Source organism: Actinoplanes lutulentus (assembly GCF_003259845.1).
Lineage (GTDB): Bacteria > Actinomycetota > Actinomycetes > Mycobacteriales > Micromonosporaceae > Actinoplanes > Actinoplanes lutulentus.
Window position 1 is genome coordinate 173,417 of sequence record NZ_QLMJ01000006.1, and the last position, 22,310, is coordinate 195,726.

At 68.2% G+C, this 22,310-nt stretch carries 25 protein-coding genes; 19 read left to right on the forward strand and 6 right to left on the reverse strand.

Annotated features, from left to right (window positions below; all coding sequences use genetic code 11):
* Position 1: 1 nt before the first annotated feature.
* The 19 genes from B0I29_RS16065 to B0I29_RS16155 all read left to right on the forward strand — a co-directional run bounded on the left by B0I29_RS16065 (position 2) and on the right by B0I29_RS16155 (position 15,494).
* The gene (locus tag B0I29_RS16065; protein WP_173476755.1) at positions 2-388 is read left to right on the forward strand and encodes a response regulator; all 387 of its coding nucleotides are present in this window, start codon (positions 2-4) and stop codon (positions 386-388) included.
* Positions 385-873 carry a chemotaxis protein CheX gene (locus B0I29_RS16070; RefSeq protein ID WP_111649796.1) on the forward strand — a complete coding sequence of 163 codons (489 nt, stop codon included), beginning with the start codon at positions 385-387 and terminating at the stop codon, positions 871-873. The genes B0I29_RS16065 and B0I29_RS16070 overlap by 4 nt, the downstream gene beginning before the upstream one ends.
* A complete protein-coding gene (locus tag B0I29_RS16075; RefSeq protein ID WP_111649797.1) occupies positions 870-1,232 on the forward strand; it encodes a response regulator in 363 nt (120 codons plus the stop codon). The genes B0I29_RS16070 and B0I29_RS16075 overlap by 4 nt, the downstream gene beginning before the upstream one ends.
* A 7-nt stretch (positions 1,233-1,239) precedes the next feature.
* Positions 1,240-1,728 (forward strand): hypothetical protein, encoded by a 489-nt coding sequence (locus tag B0I29_RS16080; RefSeq protein WP_111649798.1) that lies wholly within the window; start codon positions 1,240-1,242, stop codon positions 1,726-1,728.
* A 127-nt stretch (positions 1,729-1,855) separates the two neighbouring features.
* Positions 1,856-2,293 (forward strand): flagellar hook assembly protein FlgD, encoded by a 438-nt coding sequence (locus B0I29_RS16085; RefSeq protein WP_111649799.1) that lies wholly within the window; start codon positions 1,856-1,858, stop codon positions 2,291-2,293.
* A 36-nt stretch (positions 2,294-2,329) separates the two neighbouring features.
* The gene (gene flgF / locus B0I29_RS16090; RefSeq protein ID WP_111649800.1) at positions 2,330-3,580 is read left to right on the forward strand and encodes a flagellar basal-body rod protein FlgF; all 1,251 of its coding nucleotides are present in this window, start codon (positions 2,330-2,332) and stop codon (positions 3,578-3,580) included.
* 150 nt (positions 3,581-3,730) lie between these two features.
* Entirely contained in the window at positions 3,731-4,012 is a 282-nt protein-coding gene (locus tag B0I29_RS16095) for a flagellar FlbD family protein (protein ID WP_111649801.1), read from the forward strand.
* Positions 4,012-4,803: a motility protein A gene (locus tag B0I29_RS16100; RefSeq protein WP_111649802.1), complete on the forward strand. Its 792-nt coding sequence runs from the start codon at positions 4,012-4,014 to the stop codon at positions 4,801-4,803. The genes B0I29_RS16095 and B0I29_RS16100 overlap by 1 nt, the downstream gene beginning before the upstream one ends.
* Before the next feature lie 3 nt (positions 4,804-4,806).
* Complete coding sequence (locus tag B0I29_RS16105; RefSeq protein WP_111649803.1) at positions 4,807-5,814, forward strand: flagellar motor protein MotB; 1,008 nt, start codon at positions 4,807-4,809, stop codon at positions 5,812-5,814.
* 16 nt (positions 5,815-5,830) lie between these two features.
* Complete coding sequence (locus tag B0I29_RS16110; RefSeq protein ID WP_111649804.1) at positions 5,831-6,295, forward strand: flagellar basal body-associated FliL family protein; 465 nt, start codon at positions 5,831-5,833, stop codon at positions 6,293-6,295.
* 121 nt (positions 6,296-6,416) lie between these two features.
* Entirely contained in the window at positions 6,417-7,385 is a 969-nt protein-coding gene (locus tag B0I29_RS16115) for a flagellar motor switch protein FliM (protein ID WP_245972550.1), read from the forward strand.
* The gene (gene fliN / locus B0I29_RS16120; protein WP_111649805.1) at positions 7,382-8,137 is read left to right on the forward strand and encodes a flagellar motor switch protein FliN; all 756 of its coding nucleotides are present in this window, start codon (positions 7,382-7,384) and stop codon (positions 8,135-8,137) included. Before B0I29_RS16115 ends, fliN begins: the two co-directional genes overlap by 4 nt.
* 11 nt (positions 8,138-8,148) lie before the next feature.
* Positions 8,149-8,577 carry a flagellar biosynthetic protein FliO gene (locus B0I29_RS16125; protein ID WP_111649806.1) on the forward strand — a complete coding sequence of 143 codons (429 nt, stop codon included), beginning with the start codon at positions 8,149-8,151 and terminating at the stop codon, positions 8,575-8,577.
* Positions 8,578-8,600: 23 nt separating this feature from the next.
* A complete protein-coding gene (gene fliP / locus B0I29_RS16130) occupies positions 8,601-9,410 on the forward strand; it encodes a flagellar type III secretion system pore protein FliP (protein ID WP_245972551.1) in 810 nt (269 codons plus the stop codon).
* A 3-nt stretch (positions 9,411-9,413) separates the two neighbouring features.
* A complete protein-coding gene (fliR, locus tag B0I29_RS16135) occupies positions 9,414-10,181 on the forward strand; it encodes a flagellar biosynthetic protein FliR (RefSeq protein ID WP_111649808.1) in 768 nt (255 codons plus the stop codon).
* Between the two features lie 33 nt (positions 10,182-10,214).
* Positions 10,215-11,306, forward strand: a complete 1,092-nt coding sequence (locus tag B0I29_RS16140; protein ID WP_111649809.1) for an EscU/YscU/HrcU family type III secretion system export apparatus switch protein — start codon at positions 10,215-10,217, stop codon at positions 11,304-11,306.
* Positions 11,307-11,552: 246 nt separating this feature from the next.
* Positions 11,553-13,601: a flagellar biosynthesis protein FlhA gene (gene flhA, locus B0I29_RS16145; protein WP_111649810.1), complete on the forward strand. Its 2,049-nt coding sequence runs from the start codon at positions 11,553-11,555 to the stop codon at positions 13,599-13,601.
* On the forward strand, positions 13,579-15,273 hold the full coding sequence (locus B0I29_RS16150) for a hypothetical protein (protein WP_245972552.1): 1,695 nt from the start codon (positions 13,579-13,581) through the stop codon (positions 15,271-15,273). The genes flhA and B0I29_RS16150 overlap by 23 nt, the downstream gene beginning before the upstream one ends.
* Positions 15,270-15,494, forward strand: coding sequence for a hypothetical protein (locus B0I29_RS16155; protein ID WP_111649812.1), 225 nt, complete (start codon positions 15,270-15,272; stop codon positions 15,492-15,494). The genes B0I29_RS16150 and B0I29_RS16155 overlap by 4 nt, the downstream gene beginning before the upstream one ends.
* Positions 15,495-15,548: 54 nt before the next feature.
* Here the strand turns inward: B0I29_RS16155 and B0I29_RS16160 are convergent, their stop codons facing one another.
* The 6 genes from B0I29_RS16160 to fliG form a co-directional block, all read right to left on the reverse strand.
* Positions 15,549-17,711 (reverse strand): flagellar hook-length control protein FliK, encoded by a 2,163-nt coding sequence (locus B0I29_RS16160; RefSeq protein WP_111649813.1) that lies wholly within the window; start codon positions 17,709-17,711, stop codon positions 15,549-15,551.
* A gap of 22 nt (positions 17,712-17,733) precedes the next feature.
* Positions 17,734-18,717 carry a transglycosylase SLT domain-containing protein gene (locus B0I29_RS16165; protein WP_111649814.1) on the reverse strand — a complete coding sequence of 328 codons (984 nt, stop codon included), beginning with the start codon at positions 18,715-18,717 and terminating at the stop codon, positions 17,734-17,736.
* Positions 18,714-19,166 (reverse strand): flagellar export protein FliJ, encoded by a 453-nt coding sequence (locus B0I29_RS16170; RefSeq protein ID WP_111649815.1) that lies wholly within the window; start codon positions 19,164-19,166, stop codon positions 18,714-18,716. Before B0I29_RS16170 ends, B0I29_RS16165 begins: the two co-directional genes overlap by 4 nt.
* Positions 19,167-19,291: 125 nt before the next feature.
* Positions 19,292-20,599 carry a FliI/YscN family ATPase gene (locus B0I29_RS16175; RefSeq protein ID WP_111649816.1) on the reverse strand — a complete coding sequence of 436 codons (1,308 nt, stop codon included), beginning with the start codon at positions 20,597-20,599 and terminating at the stop codon, positions 19,292-19,294.
* Between the two features lie 30 nt (positions 20,600-20,629).
* Positions 20,630-21,301, reverse strand: a complete 672-nt coding sequence (locus B0I29_RS16180; protein WP_221402723.1) for a FliH/SctL family protein — start codon at positions 21,299-21,301, stop codon at positions 20,630-20,632.
* Complete coding sequence (fliG, locus tag B0I29_RS16185; protein WP_111649818.1) at positions 21,285-22,310, reverse strand: flagellar motor switch protein FliG; 1,026 nt, start codon at positions 22,308-22,310, stop codon at positions 21,285-21,287. The genes B0I29_RS16180 and fliG overlap by 17 nt, the downstream gene beginning before the upstream one ends.

Sequence of the window (22,310 nt, forward strand, 5' to 3'; positions counted from 1 at the left end):
GATGCGCGCCATGGTGATCGACGACTCCCGCGCGATGCGCATGATCCTCAAGCGCATCGTCACGAAGCTGAACTTCGAGGCGGTGGAGGCGGGTGACGGCAAGGAGGCGATGGATCTTCTTGCGGATATGACCGAGGTGCCGGAGCTGGCACTCATCGACTGGAACATGCCCAACATGAACGGGCTCGAGTTCGTCACCAAAGTCCGGGCCGATCCGCGCTTGCGGGAGATGACCCTGGTGATGGTCACTACCGAAAGCGAACAGAGCCAGATCGTCCGGGCGCTCGCCGCGGGTGCCCACGAATACGTCATCAAGCCCTTCACGGAGGGCGCCATGATCGAAAAACTGGCCCTGCTGGGCCTCGTGCCGACCGGAGCGAACTCATGAGTGTCGAAGTCGAGGTCAACGAGACCGACCTCGCCGAGATGGTGGAACAGGTGTGGGAGTCGTACCTGGATCCGGAGGGCGTGAGCCCGTTGATCCAGACGTACGACGAGAACCAGCCCTCCGAGGTGCACTCCTCGGTGTCCATCACCGGATCCTGGAGCGGGCACGTGGTGTTCGCCTCCTCACGGGTCGCCGCCCAGCGTGCGGCGGCCGCATTCCTCGCCATGGAGGCCGAGGAGGTGAGCGAGGAGGACATCTCCGACACGCTCGGCGAACTCGCCAACATCGTCGGTGGCAACGTCAAGGCGATGCTGCCTTCCGGCGCACAACTGTCCCTCCCTCAAGTGATGCTCGCGCCGGAAACCTCGACGCGGTACCCGAACGCCACGCGTATCAGTGGCGTCTACGGGATCTGGGAGGGCGAACCGGTGTCCATTTCGATGTGGCACAGCAGCGCGGACAACAAGGAGGAGAAGGGCGAATGAAGATCCTCATTGCCGATGACAGCCGAGTGATGCGGCAGATCGTCGTCCGGACCCTGCGTCAGGCCGGGTTCGGTGATCACGACCTGATCGAGGCCGCGGACGGACAGGAAGCGCTCGACAAGGCCATCGCCGAGAATCCGGACGTGGTCATCTCGGACTGGAACATGCCGCATCTGACCGGTATCGAGGTGCTGCGGCAGCTCCGGTCCGCCGGTAACAACGTCAAGTTCGGTTTCGTCACTTCGGAGAGCACTCCGGAGATGAAGACGGCCGCCGAATCCTCAGGGGCGGCGTTCTTCATCGTCAAACCCTTCACAGCTGAGCGATTCGATGAGGTTTTCGCTCCTATTTTGGGATGATTAAGACATGTCAGACGTCTCGGTACTTCCCGGCTCTCTAGCCGTCCGTAACCTGTTCGAGGATCTGCTCGGCCGTGAGGTGGTCGTGAGTCCCGGCGACCCACTGAGCGCCGAGGAGATCAAGACCGCAACGGTCGCCATCTTCACCGAACCGAGCCAGAAGATTTACGCGGTGATGGGTATGCAGTTGAGTCTCGCGGCGAACGCCGGTGCGGCGCTCGGCCTGCTCCCGGCCGGTGCGGCCGAGGACAGCATCGACGAGAAGCAGCTCTTTCCCAACCTCGCGGAGAACGTCTTCGAGCTCTGCAACGTCTTCACCAGCCTGCTCAACCGCGAGGGGCAACCGCACCTCAAGCTCTACCAGGTCATCTACCCGGGCATGGAGCTGCCGGGCGACGCCCGCGCGATCCTGCTCGCTCTCGGTCGCCGTCTCGACCTCATGTGCGAGGTCAACCGGTACGGCAAGGGAAAGCTCAGCCTTTCTGTCGCACCCTGACCGAGGCCCGAAAATTGAAGATCTCCTGTTGCGGGCCCGCCGATCGGCGGGCCCGCAAATTTGTGCCTAAGCAATTCCGCAACCGAGCCGAACCTTAGGTTGAGCTCGTAACGGACAGGAGAAGTCAATGACCTCGCCGACCTCCGGACCCATCGGTTCCAGTTCCAGCGACGCCGCCAAGGCCGCGGCCCTGGCCGGCGCCAAGGGTGCCGAAGCGAAGAGCAAGTCGCTCAGCGACAAAGACACGTTCATGAAGTTGCTCGTTGCCCAGCTGAAGTACCAGGACCCGACGAAACCGGCTGACTCGGCCGCGTTCCTGGCGCAGACCGCCCAGTTCACGCAGGTCGAGAAGCTGGAAGACATGATCAGCATGCTGCAGTCGCAGCGCATGATCGGCGCCAGCTCGCTCGTCGGCAAGACGGTCTCGTACATGGACGACACGGGCGCCACGCAGACCGGTGTGATCACTTCAGCGAAGCTCAACGGAGACAGCGAACCGACGCTCAAGGTCGGGAACACGGATGTGCAGCTGTCCAAGGTCACGGAAATCACCCAGACCGCTTGATTCCCGTATTCCTCGCCCGACGCAAAGGACCCTTAAATGCTGCGTTCTCTCTACTCCGGTATCAGCGGCCTCAATGCGCACCAGCGGATGATCGACGTCACGGGTAACAACATCGCGAACGTCAACACCGCCGGTTACAAGGCATCCCAGGTGCAGTTCCAGGACACGCTGAGTCAGATGATGGGCGCCGCCGGCTCGCCGCAGAACGGCCAGGGCGGCACCAACGCCGCACAGGTCGGCCTCGGTGTCCGGGTCGCCGGCATCACCTCGAACTTCAGCCAGGGCTCCGCGCAGACCACCGGCAAGTCCGGCGACATGATGATTCAGGGTGACGGCTTCTTCGTCACCCGCAGCGGCGCCGAGACGCTGTACACCCGCGCCGGCTCGTTCCTCTTCGACGCGAACGGGACGCTGTGCACGAGTACCGGTGAGCCGGTACAGGGCTGGACCGCTGAGGACGGCAAGGTCAACGCGGCAGCGAAGCCGGGTGACATCCGGATGCCGCTGGGCGCCACGATCCCGCCGGTCGCGACCAGCACGATCACGCTCAAGGGCAACCTGAGCAGCGACGACATCCCGGACGCCAACGACACGGACAACGCCGGCCTCAACTACAAGACCACGATCCCGGTCAAGGTGTACGACGACCAGGGTGCGACGCACACCGTCACCGCCCAGTTCGCGCGGTCCGCCAACGCGGCCACGGCGTCGCCGCCCACCTCGACCTGGGCCGTCACGCTGCTGGCCGAGGACGGCTCGACGCTGGACGGCCCGACCGACCTGGACTTCTCCGGCGGCAAGCCGGTGGTCACCAGCACCGACGGCACGATGGACCTGGGCGACTACAAGGTCGACCTGTCCGATGTGACCTCGTACGCCGGGCTCTCCGACGCCCGGGTGTTCGGCACCGACGGGCAGACGGCCGGCGCGCTGACCTCGCTCTCCTACACCGTCTCGGACACCGGTGAGATCGTCGGCGTCTACAGCAACGGTCTGAAGCAGACGCTCGGCCAGGTCGCGATGGCGACGTTCAAGAACGTGAACGGTCTGGAGAAGGTCGGCAACTCGCAGTACCGGTCGTCGGTCAACTCGGGTTACGCCCAGGTGGGCCAGCCCGGCAGCGCCGGCATGGGTCAGGTCATCTCCGGCGCGCTGGAGATGTCGAACGTCGACCTGGCGCAGGAGTTCACCAGCCTGATCGTCGCCCAGCGCGGCTTCCAGGCGAACTCCAAGATCATTACTACATCCGACGAGATTCTCCAGGAACTCGTGAGCATGAAGCGCTAAGCAAGTTCTCGAAAGAGACCGGGTCGGGCATTCCTGCCCGCCCGGTCTTTTTATTGCCCACCGTCTCATCCGCGGCCCACAACTGGCCGAAGTAGTAGTTGACGGGCCACGGAGGGCCCCACCAGCCGAGACGCCCCAGGGACGGAAGTCGTGATCCTCGTAACCCGCATCAACGGTTCCGTGTTCGCCTTGAATCCGGATCTTGTCGAGCGTGTCGACTGCACACCCGACACGGTCGTGACCCTGGTGGACGGCACCAAGTACGTCATTGCCGAGTCCGTGCCCGAATTCATCGACTCGGTACGCCATTACCGCGCCTCGCTGATAGCCCAGGCGAGCCGCATGGAAACCGACCCCGCTGCCAGTGCCGAGTCCTCCGTGGATGACGACACCGCCGCCAAGGTGCTTCAGTTGCACCGAAAGGACCGCTGATGGATATCGCAAGCATCCTCGGGATCGTCATCGGCATGGCGATCGTCTTCACGGTCCAGATCCTGGAGGGTGGCACGCCCACCTCTATCCTTTTGCTCCCGGCGATGTTGCTGGTGTTCGGCGGCTCCTTCTGTGCAGCCATGGCCGGTGGTGTCCTGAAGGACGCCAAGGGCTTCGGGCTCTCGCTGAAGAAGGCCCTGACCGCGAAAGTCACCCCGTCGACCGAGCTGCTGGACTCCGTCGTGAAGCTGGCCGAGCGCGCCCGGCGTGAGGGTCTGCTGGCCCTTGAGGACGCGGTCAAAACGGTTGAGCACCCGTTCCTCAAACGCGGTCTTCAACTGGCCATCGACGGCACCGATCCGGACGAATTGCACGACATCCTGCACGCCGAGGTCACGGCCAAGAAGAAGGCCGACAAGACCGGCGTCAAATTCATCGAAGGCATGGGCGGTTACGCCCCGACGATCGGCATCATCGGCACGGTCATGGGTCTTGTTCACGTTCTTGAGAACTTGGACCAGCCCGAGACCCTCGGCCACTCGATCGCAGCGGCCTTCGTCGCGACCCTCTGGGGTGTGCTCAGCTCCAACATGATGTTCCTTCCGCTCGGAGCCAGGCTTGGCCGGCTGAGTGCCATCGAGGCGGAGGAGATGGAGCTGGTGATCGACGGCGTCCTGGCAATTCAGGCCGGCTCGAACCCGCGTCTCGTGGCCCAGAAGCTTCGCAGTCTGCTGCCGCCGGACGAGATGAAGAAGGCCGAAGCCGCCGCGTCGACGAAGAAGGCAGCCTGATAGATGAGTTCCGGTGGTGGTGGCGGTGGCCGGAAGAAGAAGGGCCACGAAGAACACGAGGAACACGTCAACCACGAACGCTGGCTCGTGTCGTACGCCGACATGCTCACCCTGCTGTTCGTCCTCTTCGTCGTGCTCTTCTCGATGAGCAGTGTCGACCAGAAGAAGTTCGCCGAGCTGGCAGCCGGTCTCTCCGCCGGGTTCGGCGCCGACAGCGCGGCATTCTCCGGCCAGTCGGCACCGCTCGACGGCGCCGCCAACACCGCCCAGGTGGTGCAGATCGACCCGGGCTCCAACCCTGGTGACGGCACCTCGGGTACTGAGGGCCTGAACCAGAAGCAGAAGGACGCGGTCGAGGCGGCCATCAAGGCCGAGGACCGCAAGAAGGCTTCGGCCAACGCGGAGAAGGCGGCGCAGGAAGCCGAAGACCTCAAAGAGGTCGAGAACAAGATCGCCGACGCGCTCGCCAAGGAGAAGCTGCTCGGCAACGCGAAGTTCACGATCGACGCGCGCGGCCTGGTGGTCACCATCATCACGAACGAGGTGGTGTTCGCCGGCAACCGGGCCGACCTGCAGAGCGGCGGCCGCAAGATCCTCGGTGCCGTCGCGCCGACGCTGGTGAAGCTGCCCAACAAGATCGAGGTGGATGGGCACACCAACCAGCTCAAGGCCAAGACGACGTTCTACCCGAGCGGCTGGGAGCTCTCGTCCGCTCGTGCTTCGACAGTGGTCCGGTTCTTCACCGAGCACAGCATCGCCAAGAAGCGGCTCAGTGCCGTCGGTTTCTCCGACACCAAACCTCTGATCGACCCGTCCGACCCGCGATCGGTGACCCAGAACCGTCGCGTGGACGTCGTGATCCTGACGACGCTCACGGCCGACCAGGCTGCGTTGCTGCCCTCAGCGGCCGGCTCGGACGCGAAGCTGCACACCGGTCAGACCACGGCTCAGGCGAAGACGGAGGCGGCCGCCGAAGCCGCCGAGAAGACCTCCACCACCACCCACGACTGACGAAAGGGGCTCCGACATGGCTGATGAGAAGGACGCCGCCGCCGCTGAGGCGCCGAAGAAGTCCAAGAAGATGCTGATGATCATCATCGGGATCGTGGTGGTGGTGCTCGCGGGTGGTGGCGCCGGAGCGTTCTTCATGCTCCGCGGCGACTCGGCCGAGGCCAAGGAAGAAGCGCCGGTCAAGGGCATCGTCACGGCGATCGACAACACGATCACGGTGAACCTGGCCGACGGCCATTACCTCAAGCTGGGCTTCGCTCTCCAGCAGACCGAAGAGGGCGGCGAGGAAGCTGTCGACATCAACGAGGCGCTGAACATCGCGATCGAGACGTACACCGGCCTGGAGGTCGCGGAGCTGGAGACCGAGAAGGGCCGGGACGCGATCAAGGAGGAGTTCCTCGCGTCGCTCATCAAGGCGTACACCGAGGAAGACGTGAAGATGGTGATGGACGTCTACTTCACCTCATTCGTCACCCAATGACGCGCTAAGGCATCGACCGATGGGCAGGCTCTCCGTGTGGAGGACCTGCCCATCGGTCGTAAAAGTGGATGAAAACGCCGCACCGGCTCAGCGGTTCGCGAAGTGAGCCGATGAGGACGACGTGACCAAGTCTCCCTCCGCGGTCTCCGCCGCCCGTTCCCCCGGAAAGATGTCACGCCGCGGCCACGGTGGAGGCCCGACAGCGTACGACTTCCGTCGGCCGATCAAGCTGTCCCGGGAGCACGTGCGCACGCTCCAGATCGCGTTCGAGACGTACGCGCGAAGCTGCGGAACCCTGCTCACCACCCGGCTGCGCGCGATCAGCAACTGCTCGCTGATCTCGATCGAGCAGCTGAACTACGACGAGTACGTCGCGGCGCTCGCCAACCCCACGATCATCGCGGTGGTCACCCTCGACCCACTGCCCGGCACGGTCCTGCTGGAGATAGCCCAGTCGGCCGTGATGACCGCGATCGACCACATGCTCGGCGGTCCCGGCGGAACTCAGCCGGAGCGGCCCCTCACCGAGGTGGAGATGCCGCTGCTGCGCGGCCTGGTCGAGCGGATGCTGGGCGAGCTGCGGTACGGCTTCGAGACGCTGGTGGACATCACGCCGCATCTCAAGGAGATCGAGTACAACGCGCAGTTCCTGCGGGCTCACGCGCCCGGCGACGCCGTCGTGATCGCCTCGTTCGAGATGAAGATCGGCGCGGAGGAGTGCGTCTCGACGATCTGTCTGCCGTTCAACACCATCCTGCCGGTGCTGTCGCGGACCGAGACGATCGTGTTGAGCGCGGCCGAACGGCAGGCGAAGGACCGCTCGCTGCGGAACCTCACCGCCGGACTTTCCGCTGCTCCGATCGACGTAGCAGTGCGATTTCAGCCCATTCGGATGCGTACCGATGACATCGTGGATCTACGTCCCGGAGATGTCGTGCCGCTGGGACATGCGACCAGCCGGCCACTCGAGGTGACCGTCAACGAGATCGTCTTCGCTCATGCAGTTCCCGGTAACCAGGGCGCCCGGCTCGCCTGTCTCGTCGTGCCGCCGCCCAACGAGAGCCCGTCCAAGGAGTCTGGCCCCCAATGACAGCGCCCACCATGACCGCGCCGCAGCTGGCGCTAGCCCGGAATGCCGCCGAGGCCGCGCTGGCCGTCCTGCCCACCAGCCGGGCCCTGTTCGCCGCTGATCCGGTGATTCCGGATGCCGGGACGGTGATCGAAGGTCAAGCGATCACCGCGCGCTTCACCGGCGCGGCCTCCGGTGAGGTCGTGGTGGTCGTCGGACAGGACCTCGCGGACGCGTTGCGGGAGAGCCCGCTCGGCGAGCTGGACCTGACCGCCGCGGTCCGGCCGGCTCTGGAAGCCGCGGCCCGGGTGTTCGGCCCGGTGGTGCTCGATCCGGGCCAGCTGATGGAGCCGGAGGTCGCGCTCAGCGCGCTGGCCGCGAAAGACGGCGCGGTGGCGGTGCCACTGCGCGACGACGAGGCGGTACGCGCGGTCGTAGCCCTGGTGCTCAGCCAGTGGCCCGGCGACGACGCGTCCGGCGGCCTCGCTCAGCAGCCCGGACCTCGGATCGCCGCGGTGATGGGCGGCCGGGGCGGGCTGGACATGCTGCACGACGTCGAGATGGAGGTCTCGGCCGAGCTGGGCCGGACCCGGATGAGCGTGCGGGAACTGCTCTCGCTCACGCCGGGCGCCATCGTCGAGCTCGACCGCGCCGCGGGTAGTCCCGCCGATCTGCTGGTCAACGGCCGGCTGATCGCCAGGGGCGAGGTCGTCGTGGTCGACGAGAACTTCGGCATCCGGATCACCGAGATCGTCGCGCCCGGCGCCGAGTAGGAGTCACCGCCTTGATCCAGCTCCTGATCCAGGTGGCCTTGACGCTGCTGGTGGTTCTGCTGCTCATGTGGGGTCTGGCCCGGGTGATCCGGCGGCCGCTCGGCATACGCGGCAACGAATCGCTCTCGGTGCTCGGCAGCCAGCAGGTGGGGCGGGGCGCGGCCGTGGCCGTGGTCCGTGTCGCCGACCGTGCTCTTGTCATCGGCATTACCGACACGCAGGTGAGCCTTCTGGTCGAGCACGACCTCGAAGCGTTCGTGACCGAGCCGGAAGAGGAACACATCCCGGTCGACCTGGAAGGCAGCGAGCTTCCCGGCCGACATCCGGCGGCCGCCGGTGGGCGGCTGGATGGCTCGGTGCTTTCGCCGCGAACCTGGATGTCCGCAGTGGACTCCCTTCGCGAGCGTACGGCGAGGCCCGAGCGAACTGCGAGGCGATGATGCGACGCGCGATCCTGCTCCTGATGGCAACGGCAGGCCTGGCCCTGGTGCTGCTGCCAGGCGCGGCCTCCGCGATGCCGGGTCACCCGGGCGCGGGCGTGGCGGTGAGCATGGAACGCGTGCCGCAGATGCCCGTGCCGCACGCTCCGGCTCCGCCGTCGCCGCCTTCGATCAACCTCAACGTCAACGGTACGAATCCCGACGGGTCCCGTCCGGCCTCGTCCCTGGTGATCGTTCTCGGTCTGACCGCGCTGTCGGTGGCGCCGGCCCTGCTGCTGCTCTGCACCTCGTTCACCAAGGTCTTCATGGTCCTTGGCATCACCCGCAACGCGCTGGGCCTGACCGCCATGCCGCCCAACCAGGTGCTCGCCGGGCTGGCGCTGTTCCTGAGCCTGTTCATCATGGGCCCGACCGTCTCGGAGATCAACGAGGTCGGCGTGCAGCCCTACCTGGCCGGGGACAAGACACAGGGGCAGGCGTTCCAGGACGGCATTCAGCCGTTGCGCGAGTTCATGAGCTCGGTGACCCGCCCGGACGAGGTCGCCCTGCTGACCAAGGTTTCCGGCGCGGAACAGCCGGAGAACATGGACGACGTCCCGCTGACCACGCTGATCCCGGCGTTCATTCTTTCCGAGCTGCGGGCCGCGTTCATCATCGGCTTCGTCATCTTCATCCCGTTCCTGATCATCGACCTCGTGGTCTCCGCGTCGCTGATGAGTCTCGGCATGATGATGTTGCCACCGGTCACCGTGGCGCTGCCGTTCAAACTGTTGCTGTTCGTGCTGGTCAACGGCTGGGCCTTGATCATCACGGCGCTGGTGGGCTCGTACTGAGCCATGAATCTCGAAGTCGCCACCGCGGAGTTCCTGGCGGTCATGCTGGGCGCGGTGCGAACGGGCGCCTGGATGATGCTGTGCCCGCCGTTCAGCTCGCGGCTCATCCCGGGCCAGGTGAAGGCGCTGCTCTCGGTCGGCCTCACGCTGCCGATGGCGCCGTACCTGCGGAACAACGTCCCGAGCCTGGACACCCAGGACCTGATCTTCAGTGTCCTGTTGCAGGTCTTCATCGGCGCGACGCTCGGTTTCATCACCGCGATGCTCTTCGCCGCCATCCAGGCCGCCGGTGACCTGCTCGACCTGTTCGGTGGCCTGACGATGGCCTCGGTCTACGACCCGATGTCGCAGAGCCAGAGCTCGATCTTCGGCCGGTTCTACAACCTGGTGGCGATCACGCTGCTCTTCGCCAGCGACGGGCATCAGCTGATTCTGCGTGGCTTCCTGCAGAGCTTCCGGACGATGCCGCTGGACGCGTCGGCGTTCTCCATGGAGACCTCCAGCCAGGTGCTGCTCAAGGGCGTGGGTGAGATGTTCCTGGCCGGGGTCCAGATCGCCGGTCCGCTGATCGGGGTGCTCTTCCTCGCCGACGTGGCGCTCGGCCTGCTGAACCGGGTGGCGCCCTCGCTCAACGCGTTCCAGCTCGGTTTCCCCGTAAAGATCCTGATGGTGGTGACCATGGCCGGGCTCGCCATCACCATGCTGCCGACGGTGTTGAACACGCTGGTCGACAAGGCGGTCACCGCGGTCGTGAAGCTCGGCGGCGGCTGACTCCCGCGCGGCCGGCTGACCTGAGGGGGTGAGATGTCCGGCGAGAAGACCGAACAACCGACAGCCCAAAAACTGAAGAAGGCCAAGCAAGAGGGCCAGATCGGCAAGACACCGGACCTTGGAGCCTGGTTCGGCATCCTGGCCGCCAGCGTCGTGCTGCCCAAGACCCTGGGCAAAGCGATGGAGCTCGCCAAGGAGCTGGTGGAGAAGATCCCGGACACCATCCAGAACCCGGACCCGGGCAAGACCCTCGGCATCTTCCGGGACGCGCTCCAGGGTGCCGTCTGGGCGGTCCTGCCGCTCGCGCTGACGATGATGCTGGTCGGTGTGGCCGGAGCCGGTGCGCAGGGCGGCATCCGGGTGGCGACCAAGCTGTTCATGCCGAAGTTCAACAGGCTCAACCCGCTGCCCGGCATCAAGCGGATGTTCGGCATGCAGTCGCTCTGGGAGCTGACCAAGGCACTGGTCAAGACCGGCGTGCTGGTCGGCGTCCTCTACATGACGATGAAGGACATCGTCCCGAAGCTGATGCAGGCCGGTCAGCTTCCGCTCGCCTCCACCCTGAAGCTGGTCAGCGATGCCGCGATCTCGCTGATCCGGGCCGCCGCGGCCGCCGGCATCGTGATGGCCGCGGCCGACTACTTCGTCGTGAAGAAGCGCTCCAACAAGCAGCTTCGGATGACGAAGGAAGAGGTCAAGCAGGAGTACAAGAACACCGAGGGTGACCCGCACGTCAAGGGCCAGATCAGGGCCCGGCAGATGGCGATGGCGCAGAGCCGGCAGATGGCCGACGTGCCCACCGCGGACGTCATCGTGGTCAACCCGGTGCACGTCGCGGTCGCGCTCAAGTACGAGCCGCAGAAGGGCGCGCCGAGAGTCGTGGCCTCGGGGAAGGGCCCGATCGCCGCGAGGATCCGCGACCTGGCCACCGAGAACCGGGTTCCGATGGTGCAGGACGTGCCGCTGGCTCGGGCACTGCACGACGGCTGCGAGATCGGGCAGGAGATCCCGGCGGAGTTCTTCGGGGCGGTGGCGAAGGTGCTGGCGTTCGTGATGAGCCTGAAGCAGAAGGGCTCGGCGGCCGGCCTGCACCGCAACCCGAACGCCGAGTCGGCATCGGTGTGACTCGGGTGACCGGTGTGGCCCGTGTGGCGCGACACGCCGAAGAGGCCGTTCCTTGACGACTGTGGTCTTTGTGGCGTAACCGAAATTTCGGGAGATTGGCTCACATTGCGGTGCAAGAGCAGGGAAGATCGGTGCGTGGCGGTGCCATAGCGGCCTCAGTGACGGCGAGGGATCGCCGACGAGGACGACGCCAATCCGGCGGCTGAGCTCGCATGCCCATCGGACTGCCCACGCTCGGAAGGTGCCGTGAAGAAGCAGAGCATCAGCAAGTTCGCCGTACCCGTAGGGGTCGTCGGCATCATTCTCATGATGGTCGTGCCCCTGCCGACCTTCCTGCTGGACCTGTTCATCGCCGTCAACATCACGGTTGCCCTGCTGACCCTGCTGATCTCCATGTTCGTGCAGAAGCCGCTGGACTTCGCGGTCTTCCCGGCCCTGCTCCTGGTGATGACCCTGTTCCGGCTGGCGCTGAACATCAGCGCGACCCGGCTGGTGCTGCGTGACGGCGACGCGGGCAAGGTGATCCACGCGTTCGGCAGCTTCGTCGTCGGTGGAAACCTGGTCATCGGCCTGGTGATCTTCTCGATCCTGGTCATCGTCCAGATGATCGTGGTGACCAAGGGCGCCGAGCGGGTCGCCGAGGTCGGCGCCCGATTCACCCTCGACGCCATGCCCGGTAAGCAGATGGCGATCGACGCCGACCTCAACGCCGGCCTGATCGACGAACCCCAGGCCAAGAAACGCCGGGCCGAGGTGGCCGCCGAGGCCGAGTTCTACGGCGCCATGGACGGTGGTTCCAAGTTCGTCAAGGGCGACGCCGTCGCGGCCATCATCATCACGCTGATCAACCTGGTCGGCGGTTTCGCGATCGGCATCCTGCAGGCCGGGATGGCCCCGGTCGACGCGATGAACCACTACAGCATGCTGAGCATCGGCGACGGCCTGGTCTCCCAGATTCCCGCGCTGCTGCTCTCGGTCGCCACCGGTCTGATCGTGACCCGGTCGGCCACCTCCGGCGACATGGGCCAGACCGTTACCGCCCAGCTCGGCCAGAACAAGCTGGCCCTGCGCATCGGTGGTGGCGCTGCGCTCGCCCTCTGCATCATCCCGGGCCTGCCGAAGCTGCCGTTCCTGCTGGTCGGCGGCGCGGTCCTGGCGATCGCGCAGCGGGTCAAGGAACCGGAGCCGGAGGAGGAGAAGGCAACAGCCGAGGCCGAAGCGGTCGAGCTGCCCTCGCCGGACTCTCCGGAGTCGCTGATCGGCGAGATGCGGATCGACCCGCTGGAGCTGGCCCTCGCGCCGGACCTGGTCGACCTCGTGGACGCCAGCAGCGGGGACCTGCTCGATCGGGTACGCGCACTACGCCGAAAAATGGCGATGGAACTCGGCATCATCATGCCGCCGGTGCGTACCCGAGATGATCTTGATCTTCCGCTCTCCTCGTACGCGATCCGGATCTCCGGTGTCGACGCCGGAGCCGGGCAGGCGCCGCCGGGCGCGGTGCTGGCGATCGGCGAGGGGCTGCACGCGCTTCCCGGGCGGGCCGGTGTCGAGCCGGTCTTCGGCCTGGCCGGCAAGTGGGTGCCCGCCGAGCTGCACTACCAGGCCGAACTCTCCGGTGCGACAGTGGTGGACCGCGCGTCGGTGATCATCACGCACCTGGCCGAGATCGTCCGGACCAACGCGAGCCGCCTGCTGGGCCGCGAGGACGTACGCGCACTGACCGAGATGGTGAAACGCACCCACCCGGTCGTGGTCGAGGAGCTGACACCGGGTCTGCTCAGCCTCGGCCAGATCCAGAAGGTGCTCCAGGCGATGCTCGACGAGGGCGTGCCGATCCGGGACCTGGTCCGGATCTTCGAGGCGCTCTCGCTGCGGGCCAAGGTGACCGGGGATCACGACAGCCTGGTCGAGGCGGCACGTGGCGCTCTCGGCCCGGCGATCGCCGCCCAGTACGCGTCGGGCGGACGGCTGACCGTCATCACGCTCGACCCGATGCTCGAGCAGGGCTTGCTCGAGTCGCTACGGCCCAGTGACACCGGCGCCTTCATGGCGATCGACGGCATGCGTGCCGAGGCGATCGTCAGCGAGGCCAGCCGGATCGCGGAGGCTGCCGAGCAGCAGGGACTCAACCCGATCCTGGCCTGCTCCCCACAACTGCGGCTGCCACTGATGCGACTGCTGCGGGCCGGTTCCCGCCGTGTGCAGGTGCTGTCGTACAGCGAAATCTCTGGTTCCACCGCACAGATCGAGACGATAGGGGTGGTGAACGGTGCCTACGCGGGTGCTGCTTGAGGGACCGACCATCGAGCCGCTTCTGGCTCAGGTACGTGACGAGTACGGCTCCAGTGTGAAGATCATTTCCGCCGACAAGGTACGCAGCGGTGGTATTGGGGGCTTCTTCGCGAAGCAGCACTACGAGCTTTCCGTAGAGGTACCGGATTCGACCGAGGACAGTGATGACATGGCGCAACAGACCGTTGCCGGCAACAACCCGAACAACTTCGAGCGTCTGCTGGAACAGGCCGAATCGCAGGACCGGGTGACCACCGAGCCGGGCATGGCCCCGGACGTGCGCGCTCTGCGTGAGGGCCGGACCGCCGGCCTGGGTGACACCGGTGCGGCCTTCGCGGACCTGATGGCCGGCCTGGACGTCGCGAGTCACGCCGGCGGGGCCAGCCCGCCCGCCGTCGCGGCGCGATCCCGGCAGGCCGAGGCACACCAGGAGACGCCGACGGTACGCCCGTTCCGGCCGGCCGCTGCCGGTGGCGCCGCGATGAACCGGCCTCTGCCGGCCGCGCTGCCCACCGTGCCGAGCTTCCCGGCCCGCGCGGCGGCGCCGAAGGAGCCACCCCGGCCACCGGCCACTCCGATGCCGCCGACCGGGTACACGTCGACGATCGCCCAGGTGTCCCCGGCCGCGCAGATCTCGCCGGCCCCGATGCATTCGGCCTCGATGCACTCGACTTCGATGACCTCGGCGCCGATGCCGCACATGCCGGAGCCGGTCGCACCGATCCGCACGGCGATGTCCGCGCAGGCCAGGGCCGCCACGCCCACGCCGCTGCGGACATCCGAGCCGTCCGCGGTGCCACCTCGCGCGGCAACCGCGGCGCCGTTCAGCCCGGCGCCGTCCCGTTCCGCCGCTGAGGTGTACGGGCTGGAGGAGACCCCCGAACCGGTCTCCCCGGCCGCTCCGCCGGTCGCGTCCGCGCCACCGGCGCCCGCTCCGGTCGCGGCACCGGCCTCGATCAGAGCGTCCGGCGACATGGACCCGGTGCAGCGCAACCTCATGACGGTCGGCATGCCGGAGGAGATGGCTCGCAAGATCATCGGCGGGGACACGTACGCCGGCGTTCTCAGCGTGCTCGCCGCCCGGCCCTCGGCGCCCGGCATCCCGGACGGACCCGGTGAGATCCTGGTCCTCGCCGGCGAGGTGCACACCACCATGCCGATCGCGAAGCAGCTGCTGGAGCAGGTCCACGTGGACCAGAGCCACCTGCTGCTGGCCGGCCCGTCGACGGCCGGAACGGGGCTGCACTCGTCGCGGCTCATCTCCAGCCGGAGCGCGGCCGAGTCCCGGGCCGACAAGCTGCAGAGCTCGGACCACTCGTGGATCGTGGTGATCGACGCGCCGGTCGGCGGCACCGACCCGTTCTGGGTCAACGACATGTGCGACGCGCTCGGCGCCACCGCGCTGTGGGCCGTCGTGGACGCCACCCGCAAGACCGCTGACACCGCCCGCCACCTGCGCGGACTCGGTGATGTGGAATCGCTTGTGGTGCACAGCGTCGAGCTCACCAGCGACCCGGCCTCGGTGCTCGGGCTGGACGTGCCGATCTTCTCGCTGGACGGCAAGCCGGCCACACCGCACGCCTGGGCCGCCATGCTCTGCGCCCGGATCGCGGCCGAGGTGATGCCGTCCGCGGCCTCGCCCCGCCGGACAACCCGAGCCGCCCGGCGATGATCCGTCCGTCGGTTCTGCTGTTCGCGCTGCTGATCAGCGCGCCGGCCTGGTATCGCCTGCTGTTCGACCAGCTCGACTTCGTGCAGGTGCTGATCCGGTTCCTGATCGCTGTGCCGATCGCCGCCGTGCTCCTGGCCGGGGTGCGGTTCATCGTGGCCGGCTATCGGAAGAACCCGTCAGACGGCGTTCCGGTCACACCCGAGCCGACCGACCGAACATAGCCGCGAATACACCGATGACCACCCGCCACGGCGGGTGGTCATCGTGCGTACGGGTCAGGCCTCGACGTCCACTCGCCCGTCCGGAGCGGCCCGGCGGGTGGCGTTCGGCGCCGGCTCGGTCGGCAGGTCACCGGTTCCACCCGCGGATCCCGGACGACCCGGCGCCCCGGGCGTGCCGGACTGCTGGCGTGCCTGCTGCTGAGCGGTGCCCTGTCGCAGATCGAGCGTGCAGTTCGCGAACCCGGAGTCCTCCAGCTCACGACGCAGATCGTCCATTGCGGACCGGAGCGCCTCGGTGCCGGCTTCCGTGCCGCCGGAGAGCTGGACACTGATGTCACCGTTGCGGATCTCCGCCACCACCTGGACCGGGCCGAGGTCGACCGGGTGCAGGTGCACGGTGAGCCGGTGCACGCCGTCCGCGTCCAGCTTCAGCGGAACGATCCGCATCGCCAGCTGATGCGCGGTCGGTCCGGGGACAGGCGTGGAAGGCGGTGGGGGCGCGACGTCCGCGGTCGCTGCGACAGGTGCCGCGGCCTGCGGCCCCGTCACACCAGCCACGCCCGCGGGTACGCCGCCGGGCAGGCCTGCCTCAGCCGGAGACTGCCCGGGTACGCCAGACGGCACCCCGCCGGCCGTACCAGCCGCCGGTGCTCCGGTCTCGACGGTCTCCGGAGCCCGGAACTGCTCACCGCCGGACCCGGCGCCGGAGCCATCAGGTGAACCGCCGCCGGTCTGCGCCGACTCGCCGGCCGGACCGGTGGCCCCGGTTTCCGATCCGGGTGCGGCCGTCGTGTTCTCGGTGCCGGTCGTGGTCTCGGCGGTTGCTCGTGGTGCTTCGGTGGGCTGTGCGTTTTCGGTCGCGGAGGCGGTCGGTGTCGCGTCGGCCGGCTGCGTGCCGGCGGGGACCGTACCGGTCAGAGCGGGGTCCAGTCGCAGCTGCCCGGCAGGGCCGCCCTGATCCGCTCCGGCTGCTGCTCCGGCTGCTGGGCCGGTCGCCCCTCCGGCGGCCGGAGGTCCGGCTGCCAAGGCTTGTCCCGCTGAGGTGTCTCCCGCGGCGGGCGTGCCGCCCTCGGTGAGCGGGGCTCCGGCCGCTGCCGTGCCGCTCGGGGCGGCGCCGGTGCCGCCCGGGCCGCTCAAGCCGGCCGAGGCGGCGACTCCGCCGATGCCGCCGACGGTGCTTGCCGCTGCTTCGGCGCCGGGTGCGGCCTGTCCGGCGGTGCCCGCGATCGGGATGGCGAACGGCTGCTGAGCGGCCATCGCCGCCATGGCGGCGGCAGCCTTCTCCTGTTCGGTGAGTGCCTGGTCCGGTGGTGTCTCGGTCTGCTTGGTGGCCTGCTGGTCGGTCACGGCACGTGGTTCGGCAGCCGGCCGCTCCGCAGCGACCGCCGGGCGTTCCGCGGCGGCCGGGCGATCCGTCGCGACGCGGTCGGCGGCGCGATCCGTGTCCGGACGTTCGGTCCTCGGCCGGTCCGGGACGCCACGATCCGCTGCGGTTCGGGCGGCTGCCGCCCGGTCCGCCGCGACCTTTCCCGCGACGGCACGGTTGGCGGCGGACCGTGCGGCGGCGTTCCGGTCCGCGTCGCGTACGGCGGACGCCCGGTCGGCGGCGCGATCAGCGTCCCGCGTGGCCGCGGCCCGATCCGAAGCGGCCCGGTCGGCGGCAACCCGATCAGCGGCGGCTCGATCAGCGGTGGCCCGGCCCGCGTTGCCACGCGCGGCGGCGGCCCGATCGGCCGCGGCCCGATCAGTGGCGGCCCGATCAGTGGCGGCGCGGGAGTCGGCGGCGCGCGAGTCGGCCCGTCGATCCGCGTTCCGCTCGGAAGCGGCCCGCTGTTCGGAAGCGGCCTTCTGCTCGGTGGCGGCCCGTTGATCGACAGCGGCTCTCTGCTCGGCGGCGCGCGCCGCGGCGGTCTGCCCGGCAAGGCTCGCCGGACGTCCGCGCAACGCTCGATTCAGCAGGCCACGGTCGGCGGCGGCCCGATCAGCCGCGGCTCGATCAGCGGCGGCCCGGTCGGCGACGGCCGCGGCTCGATCGTCGGCCTTGCGTTCGGCGGCTTTCCGGGAGGCGACCCCCTTGTCGTCCTCGCCGCCCGGCCGGCCCATCTCGGCGGAGAGCGCCGACCCGAAGTCCGCACCCCCCTCGTCCCGCCGCGCCCCTGGCCGGCGGGTGCTGTCGGTCGTGGGCCGGCGATCGGGACCCGTCACGGAGTGCGCCATCGGGTATCTCCTAAGGGGATGGTCAGCCGCCGAGGGCGGCCAGGGCCTTCTGGACCTTCGGCACGTACGCCTGCGTTTCGGCGAACGGCGGGATTCCGTCGTACTTGTGCACCGCACCGCCACCCGCGTTGTACGCGGCCAGGGCCAGCGGTACCGACTTGAACTCCTTCAGATGCTGGGAGAGCAGCTTCGCGGCGCCCTCCACGGCCTGCGCCGGGTCGAACGCGTCCTTGACGCCGAGCCCGCGCGCCGTCGCCGGCATGAGCTGCATCATTCCCTGCGCGCCGGCTTTGCTGACCGCCTGCGGGTTGTACCCGGACTCCACCTTCGCGACCGCGGCGAGCAGCTTCGGCGAGATGCCGTGCCGGGAGGCCGCCTGGTTGAACAGGTCGGCGTACGGCACACCGGTCACACCGCCCGCCGGTGCGCGAAGGCCGGCCGGGCGCAGCGCCGACATGTCCTGGACCGCGGCGGCGGGAATGTCGTCGAGGACACGCCGGATGTGGCTCGGCTTCTCGTACACCGACTGGATCTTGACGTGGTCACCCGGTTTCGGCGCCGCGATCATCTTGTTGTCGCCGAGGTAGATCGCGACGTGGTCGACCGGCGAGTTGAAGGCGAGGATGTCGCCCGGCTTGGCGTCGGACATGCTCCCGACGGGCCGGCCGGCCTTGGCCTGCTGCCACGAGTTGCGCGGCAGATCAACACCGAGATCTTCATACGCCTGCTGCACCAGCCCCGAGCAGTCCAGCCCTTTGGACGGGGTGTCGCTGCCGAAGACGTAGGGCGTACCCAAGTATTTTTTTGCCGCCGCGACGACGTCGGCACCGCTCGGTCCGGATTTTCCGGGCTGAGCGATGCCGGCGCCCGTCGCGTCGGCGAGCGCGGATGCGAATTTGGTGCCGGAGGCACTGCCGACCGTGGCCGGCGGCGGTGGATTGAGGCCGAGCTGTTCCTTGATCTCGGCGACGCGGGATATCACCCCGTTGACACCCATGGAGGTCATTCCGAGCCTCCGTCCTGGGAGCCGGTGGCGGCCTGCCGTGCCTTCGCGGTGACCGCCAGCTCGTCGAGATTGGCCTGGTCGACGCGGAGGTCGTGGTCGCGGACGGCTTCGGCGTGCCGTTCGGCCATCATCTCCACGGCACGCCGTTTCTTGGCGGCCTCGGTGAGCGCGGCGATCTTTTCGCGTTCGAGATCCTCGGCATCGGTGACCATGCGCTGCGCGGAGAAGAGCCCGGCCGCCAGCGACTGCCGGGCCACCAGCGAGGCGACCATGGCACGGGCGGTGCCTTCGGTGGGCGCGTCGGCGCCGGTCAGCTCCAGTCGCCGGCGTTTGAGCAGGGCTTCGGCTTCACGGATCTCGGCTCGGGACTGGATGACCGCGCCGCGAGCGGCGTCCTCCTGCGCCTTTCGGGCACGAAGCACGGGTCCGAGCCGGAACAAGCGGTTCACGTTCGCCTCCTACCGGGCCGGGAGGGGCCCTCACCCTCCCGGTTCGGCTCGACACCCGAATCGCTGAGCGCCTGCTACCTGCTTGCTACTGCGCTAACCGGCGTCGCCTCGGCGTAATGCGACTTTCAGGTGGTGGCGAGGACGGCTCGTAGCTGGGCCCAGGCGTCCTCGGCGCTGAGGCGTTCGTCGAGGTCCTGCCGGAGGAAGGCGCTGATCTGCGACCAGGCCGCGTTGGCCCGGTCGGCGTCCGGGTTGGTGCCCACCACGTAAGCGCCGATCTCGACGAGTTCGCGGACCTCGCGGTGTGCGGCCATCAGGCGGCGCAGCTCGGTGGCGTCGGCGCGCTGCTCCCGCGAAGTGATCTTGTTGGCGACCCGGGAGATCGAGTCGAGGGCCTGGATGGCCGGGAAGTGACCGGCCGTCGCGAGCTTGCGGTCCAGCACGATGTGGCCGTCGAGGATCGACCGCGCCGCGTCGGCGATCGGCTCGTTGTGGTCGTCGCCCTCGACCAGCACGGTATAGAGCCCGGTGATGCTGCCCCGCGCTCCCGGACCGGCCCGTTCCAGCAGGGAGGCGAGCATCGCGAAGACCGACGGCGGATATCCGCGGGTGGCCGGCGGCTCGCCGACCGAGAGGCCGACCTCGCGCTGCGCCATCGCCGCACGGGTCACGCTGTCCATCATCAGCAGCACGTCGGCGCCCTCGTCCCGGTAGTACTCGGCGATCCGGGTGGCGACCGAGCCGGCCCGGAGCCGGACCAGCGGTGGTGTGTCCGAGGTGGCGATCACCACGACCGACCGGGCGAGGCCTTCCTCGCCGAGGTCGTGCTCGATGAATTCGCGTACCTCACGGCCGCGCTCGCCGACCAGAGCGACCACGTTCAGCTCCGCCGAGGTGCCGCGGGTGATCATGCTCATCAGGGTGGACTTGCCGACGCCGGAGCCGGCGAAGATGCCGATGCGCTGGCCGCGGCCGCACGGGACGAGCGTGTCGAGTACGCGTACCCCGAGGGACATCGGCTTGTCGACCAGCTGGCGTTCCATCGCTCCCGGCGGCGGTGAGTCGATCGGCACCATCTCGCCACGCAGTGGTGGGCCGCCGTCCATCGGCCGGCCCAGGCCGTCCAGGATCCGGCCGCGCAGGTCCGGCCCGACCGCGACCCGCAGCGGCCCGCCGGTGCTGTACGCCGGGGTGCCGGCGCCCATCCCGGCGATCGGGCCGAGCGGCAGGCAGGCGAGCTTGTCGCCGTCGAGAGCCGAGACCTCGGCGAACACGGCATCCGGCCCGTCGCCGATGCGCAGCAGGTCACCGACGTTGGCGTCGACCCCGCTGACCGTGACGCGCAGGCCGACGGCGCCGGTCACCCGGCCGCTGACCATGGGCCGGGCGGCGGCGATGGCACTCTGCAGCCGCTGCTGGAAGACGTCGGTCATTCTGGTTGCCCTTCGACAGCGCCGAGGCGCTCAGATCCGGAGCGCCTCGCGTGCCCGGTGCATCGCCGACTCGATCGTCGCGTCGATGGTGGCGGTGCCGGTGAAGGCGACGGCGTCGCCGGGACGCAGGCTGGGGTCGGGGCGCAGGTTGATCCGGCGCCCCTCGAAGTTGAACTCGTTGGTGCCGGACTCGCCCACCAGCGTCTGATAGTCGTCCGGGTGCAGGCTCACGGACACGTCGCCCTGCTGTGGCGCGGCGCTCATGGCCCGGCGTACCGCGTCGATGCCGCGTTCCGGATCGTCGGTCAGGGAACGCCCGACGATCGCCTGGGCCAGCTCGAAGGCGGTGGCCAGCATGACTTCCTGCAGCTCGGTGAAGGTCGGTGTCAGCTGGGTCTCCAGCTCGGTCACCGCCCGGCCGAGGGCGTTCACCGCCTGGACCAGAGCGGCGGCCCGGCGGTGCTCGTACGCTTCCTCGCTGGCGACGGCACGAGCCGCGGCGCTCTCGGCGGCCGTGGTGGCATCGCGTTTGCCCTGTGCCCAGCCCTCGGCGTAACCGGTCGTCCGGGCCTGCTGTTTCGCCCGCTCCACCGCCTCGCTGTCGATCGGCTCGTCGCGGCGCAGGTCGACGGCGAACCGCGCGGCGGTGGCATTGTCGGCCACCGCCCCACGGATCACCGGCCCGTCAAGCGATGAGCTCATCGTCTTCGCCACCGCGTTGGATCTCGATCTGTCCGGAGTCCTCAAGCGTGCGGATGACACCGACGATCTTCGCCTGTGCCTCCTCGACCATCTTGACCTTGACCGGTCCGAGCAGGTCGATCTCCTCCAGGAGGTTCTCCCGGCCACGCTCGGAGAGGTTCTTGGTGACCTTCTCGCGCACGGTCTCCGGCACGCCCTTGAGGGCGGTGGCCAGGTCGGCCGGCTCCACCTGGCGAAGCACCAGCTGCACCGAGCGGTCGTCGAGGCTGATGATGTCCTCGAACATGAACATCCGCCGGCGGATCTCCTCGGCCAGCTCCGGGTTGCGTGCCTCCAGAGCTTCGAGGATGAGCCGTTCGGTCGTACGGTCGGCGCGGTTGATGATGTCGACCAGCGGTTGCAGACCGCCGACCGTGGAGAGCTCGTCCGGCTGGAGCACGGTGGAGAGCTTGCGCTGCAACGCGGTCTCCACCTGCCGGATCACGTCCGGCGAGGTGCGGTCCATGATCGCGATACGGTGCGCGACCTCGGTCTGCACCTCCAGCGGAAGCCCCGCCAGGATCGACGAGGCCAGGGCTGAGGGTATGTGGGCCAGAACCAGCGCGATGGTCTGCGGATGCTCGTACTGGACGTACGAGAGCAGCTGACGCGGGTCCGCATGGCTGAGGAAGTTGAACGGGATGTCGTTCATCGACGCCTCGAGCCGATCCAGGATCAGCGCCGCCCGCTCCTTGCCGAGCGACGCCTCCAGCAGCTCCCGGGCGTAGTCCATGCCGCCCGACCCGGCGTACCGGGTCGTCGCCATGGCGTAGAACTCGTCCATCACGTCGTCGACCTGAGAGGGGTCGAGCTTGCCGAGCCGAGCAACCTCGGCGGACAGCATCTCGACCTCTTTCTCGGTCATGTTCGCCAGTACTTCGGCGGACTGTTCCTTGCCGAACTGGACCAGCATTATCGCGGCCTTGCGCGCGCCCGTCATCGAGAGCGTGGTGAGACCCGGATTGGTCAA

Bases quoted from the DNA above. Each gene is read 5' to 3' on its own strand.
- B0I29_RS16065 (WP_173476755.1), top strand. From the start codon at position 2: ATGCGCGCCATGGTGATCGACGACTCCCGCGCGATGCGCATGATCCTC.
- B0I29_RS16070 (WP_111649796.1), top strand. From the start codon at position 385: ATGAGTGTCGAAGTCGAGGTCAACGAGACCGACCTCGCCGAGATGGTG.
- B0I29_RS16075 (WP_111649797.1), top strand. From the start codon at position 870: ATGAAGATCCTCATTGCCGATGACAGCCGAGTGATGCGGCAGATCGTC.
- B0I29_RS16080 (WP_111649798.1), top strand. From the start codon at position 1,240: ATGTCAGACGTCTCGGTACTTCCCGGCTCTCTAGCCGTCCGTAACCTG.
- B0I29_RS16085 (WP_111649799.1), top strand. From the start codon at position 1,856: ATGACCTCGCCGACCTCCGGACCCATCGGTTCCAGTTCCAGCGACGCC.
- flgF (WP_111649800.1), top strand. From the start codon at position 2,330: ATGCTGCGTTCTCTCTACTCCGGTATCAGCGGCCTCAATGCGCACCAG.
- B0I29_RS16100 (WP_111649802.1), top strand. From the start codon at position 4,012: ATGGATATCGCAAGCATCCTCGGGATCGTCATCGGCATGGCGATCGTC.
- B0I29_RS16105 (WP_111649803.1), top strand. From the start codon at position 4,807: ATGAGTTCCGGTGGTGGTGGCGGTGGCCGGAAGAAGAAGGGCCACGAA.
- B0I29_RS16110 (WP_111649804.1), top strand. From the start codon at position 5,831: ATGGCTGATGAGAAGGACGCCGCCGCCGCTGAGGCGCCGAAGAAGTCC.
- fliN (WP_111649805.1), top strand. From the start codon at position 7,382: ATGACAGCGCCCACCATGACCGCGCCGCAGCTGGCGCTAGCCCGGAAT.
- fliP (WP_245972551.1), top strand. From the start codon at position 8,601: ATGGCAACGGCAGGCCTGGCCCTGGTGCTGCTGCCAGGCGCGGCCTCC.
- fliR (WP_111649808.1), top strand. From the start codon at position 9,414: ATGAATCTCGAAGTCGCCACCGCGGAGTTCCTGGCGGTCATGCTGGGC.
- B0I29_RS16140 (WP_111649809.1), top strand. From the start codon at position 10,215: ATGTCCGGCGAGAAGACCGAACAACCGACAGCCCAAAAACTGAAGAAG.
- B0I29_RS16155 (WP_111649812.1), top strand. From the start codon at position 15,270: ATGATCCGTCCGTCGGTTCTGCTGTTCGCGCTGCTGATCAGCGCGCCG.
- B0I29_RS16160 (WP_111649813.1), bottom strand. From the start codon at position 17,711: ATGGCGCACTCCGTGACGGGTCCCGATCGCCGGCCCACGACCGACAGC.
- B0I29_RS16165 (WP_111649814.1), bottom strand. From the start codon at position 18,717: ATGACCTCCATGGGTGTCAACGGGGTGATATCCCGCGTCGCCGAGATC.
- B0I29_RS16175 (WP_111649816.1), bottom strand. From the start codon at position 20,599: ATGACCGACGTCTTCCAGCAGCGGCTGCAGAGTGCCATCGCCGCCGCC.
- B0I29_RS16180 (WP_221402723.1), bottom strand. From the start codon at position 21,301: ATGAGCTCATCGCTTGACGGGCCGGTGATCCGTGGGGCGGTGGCCGAC.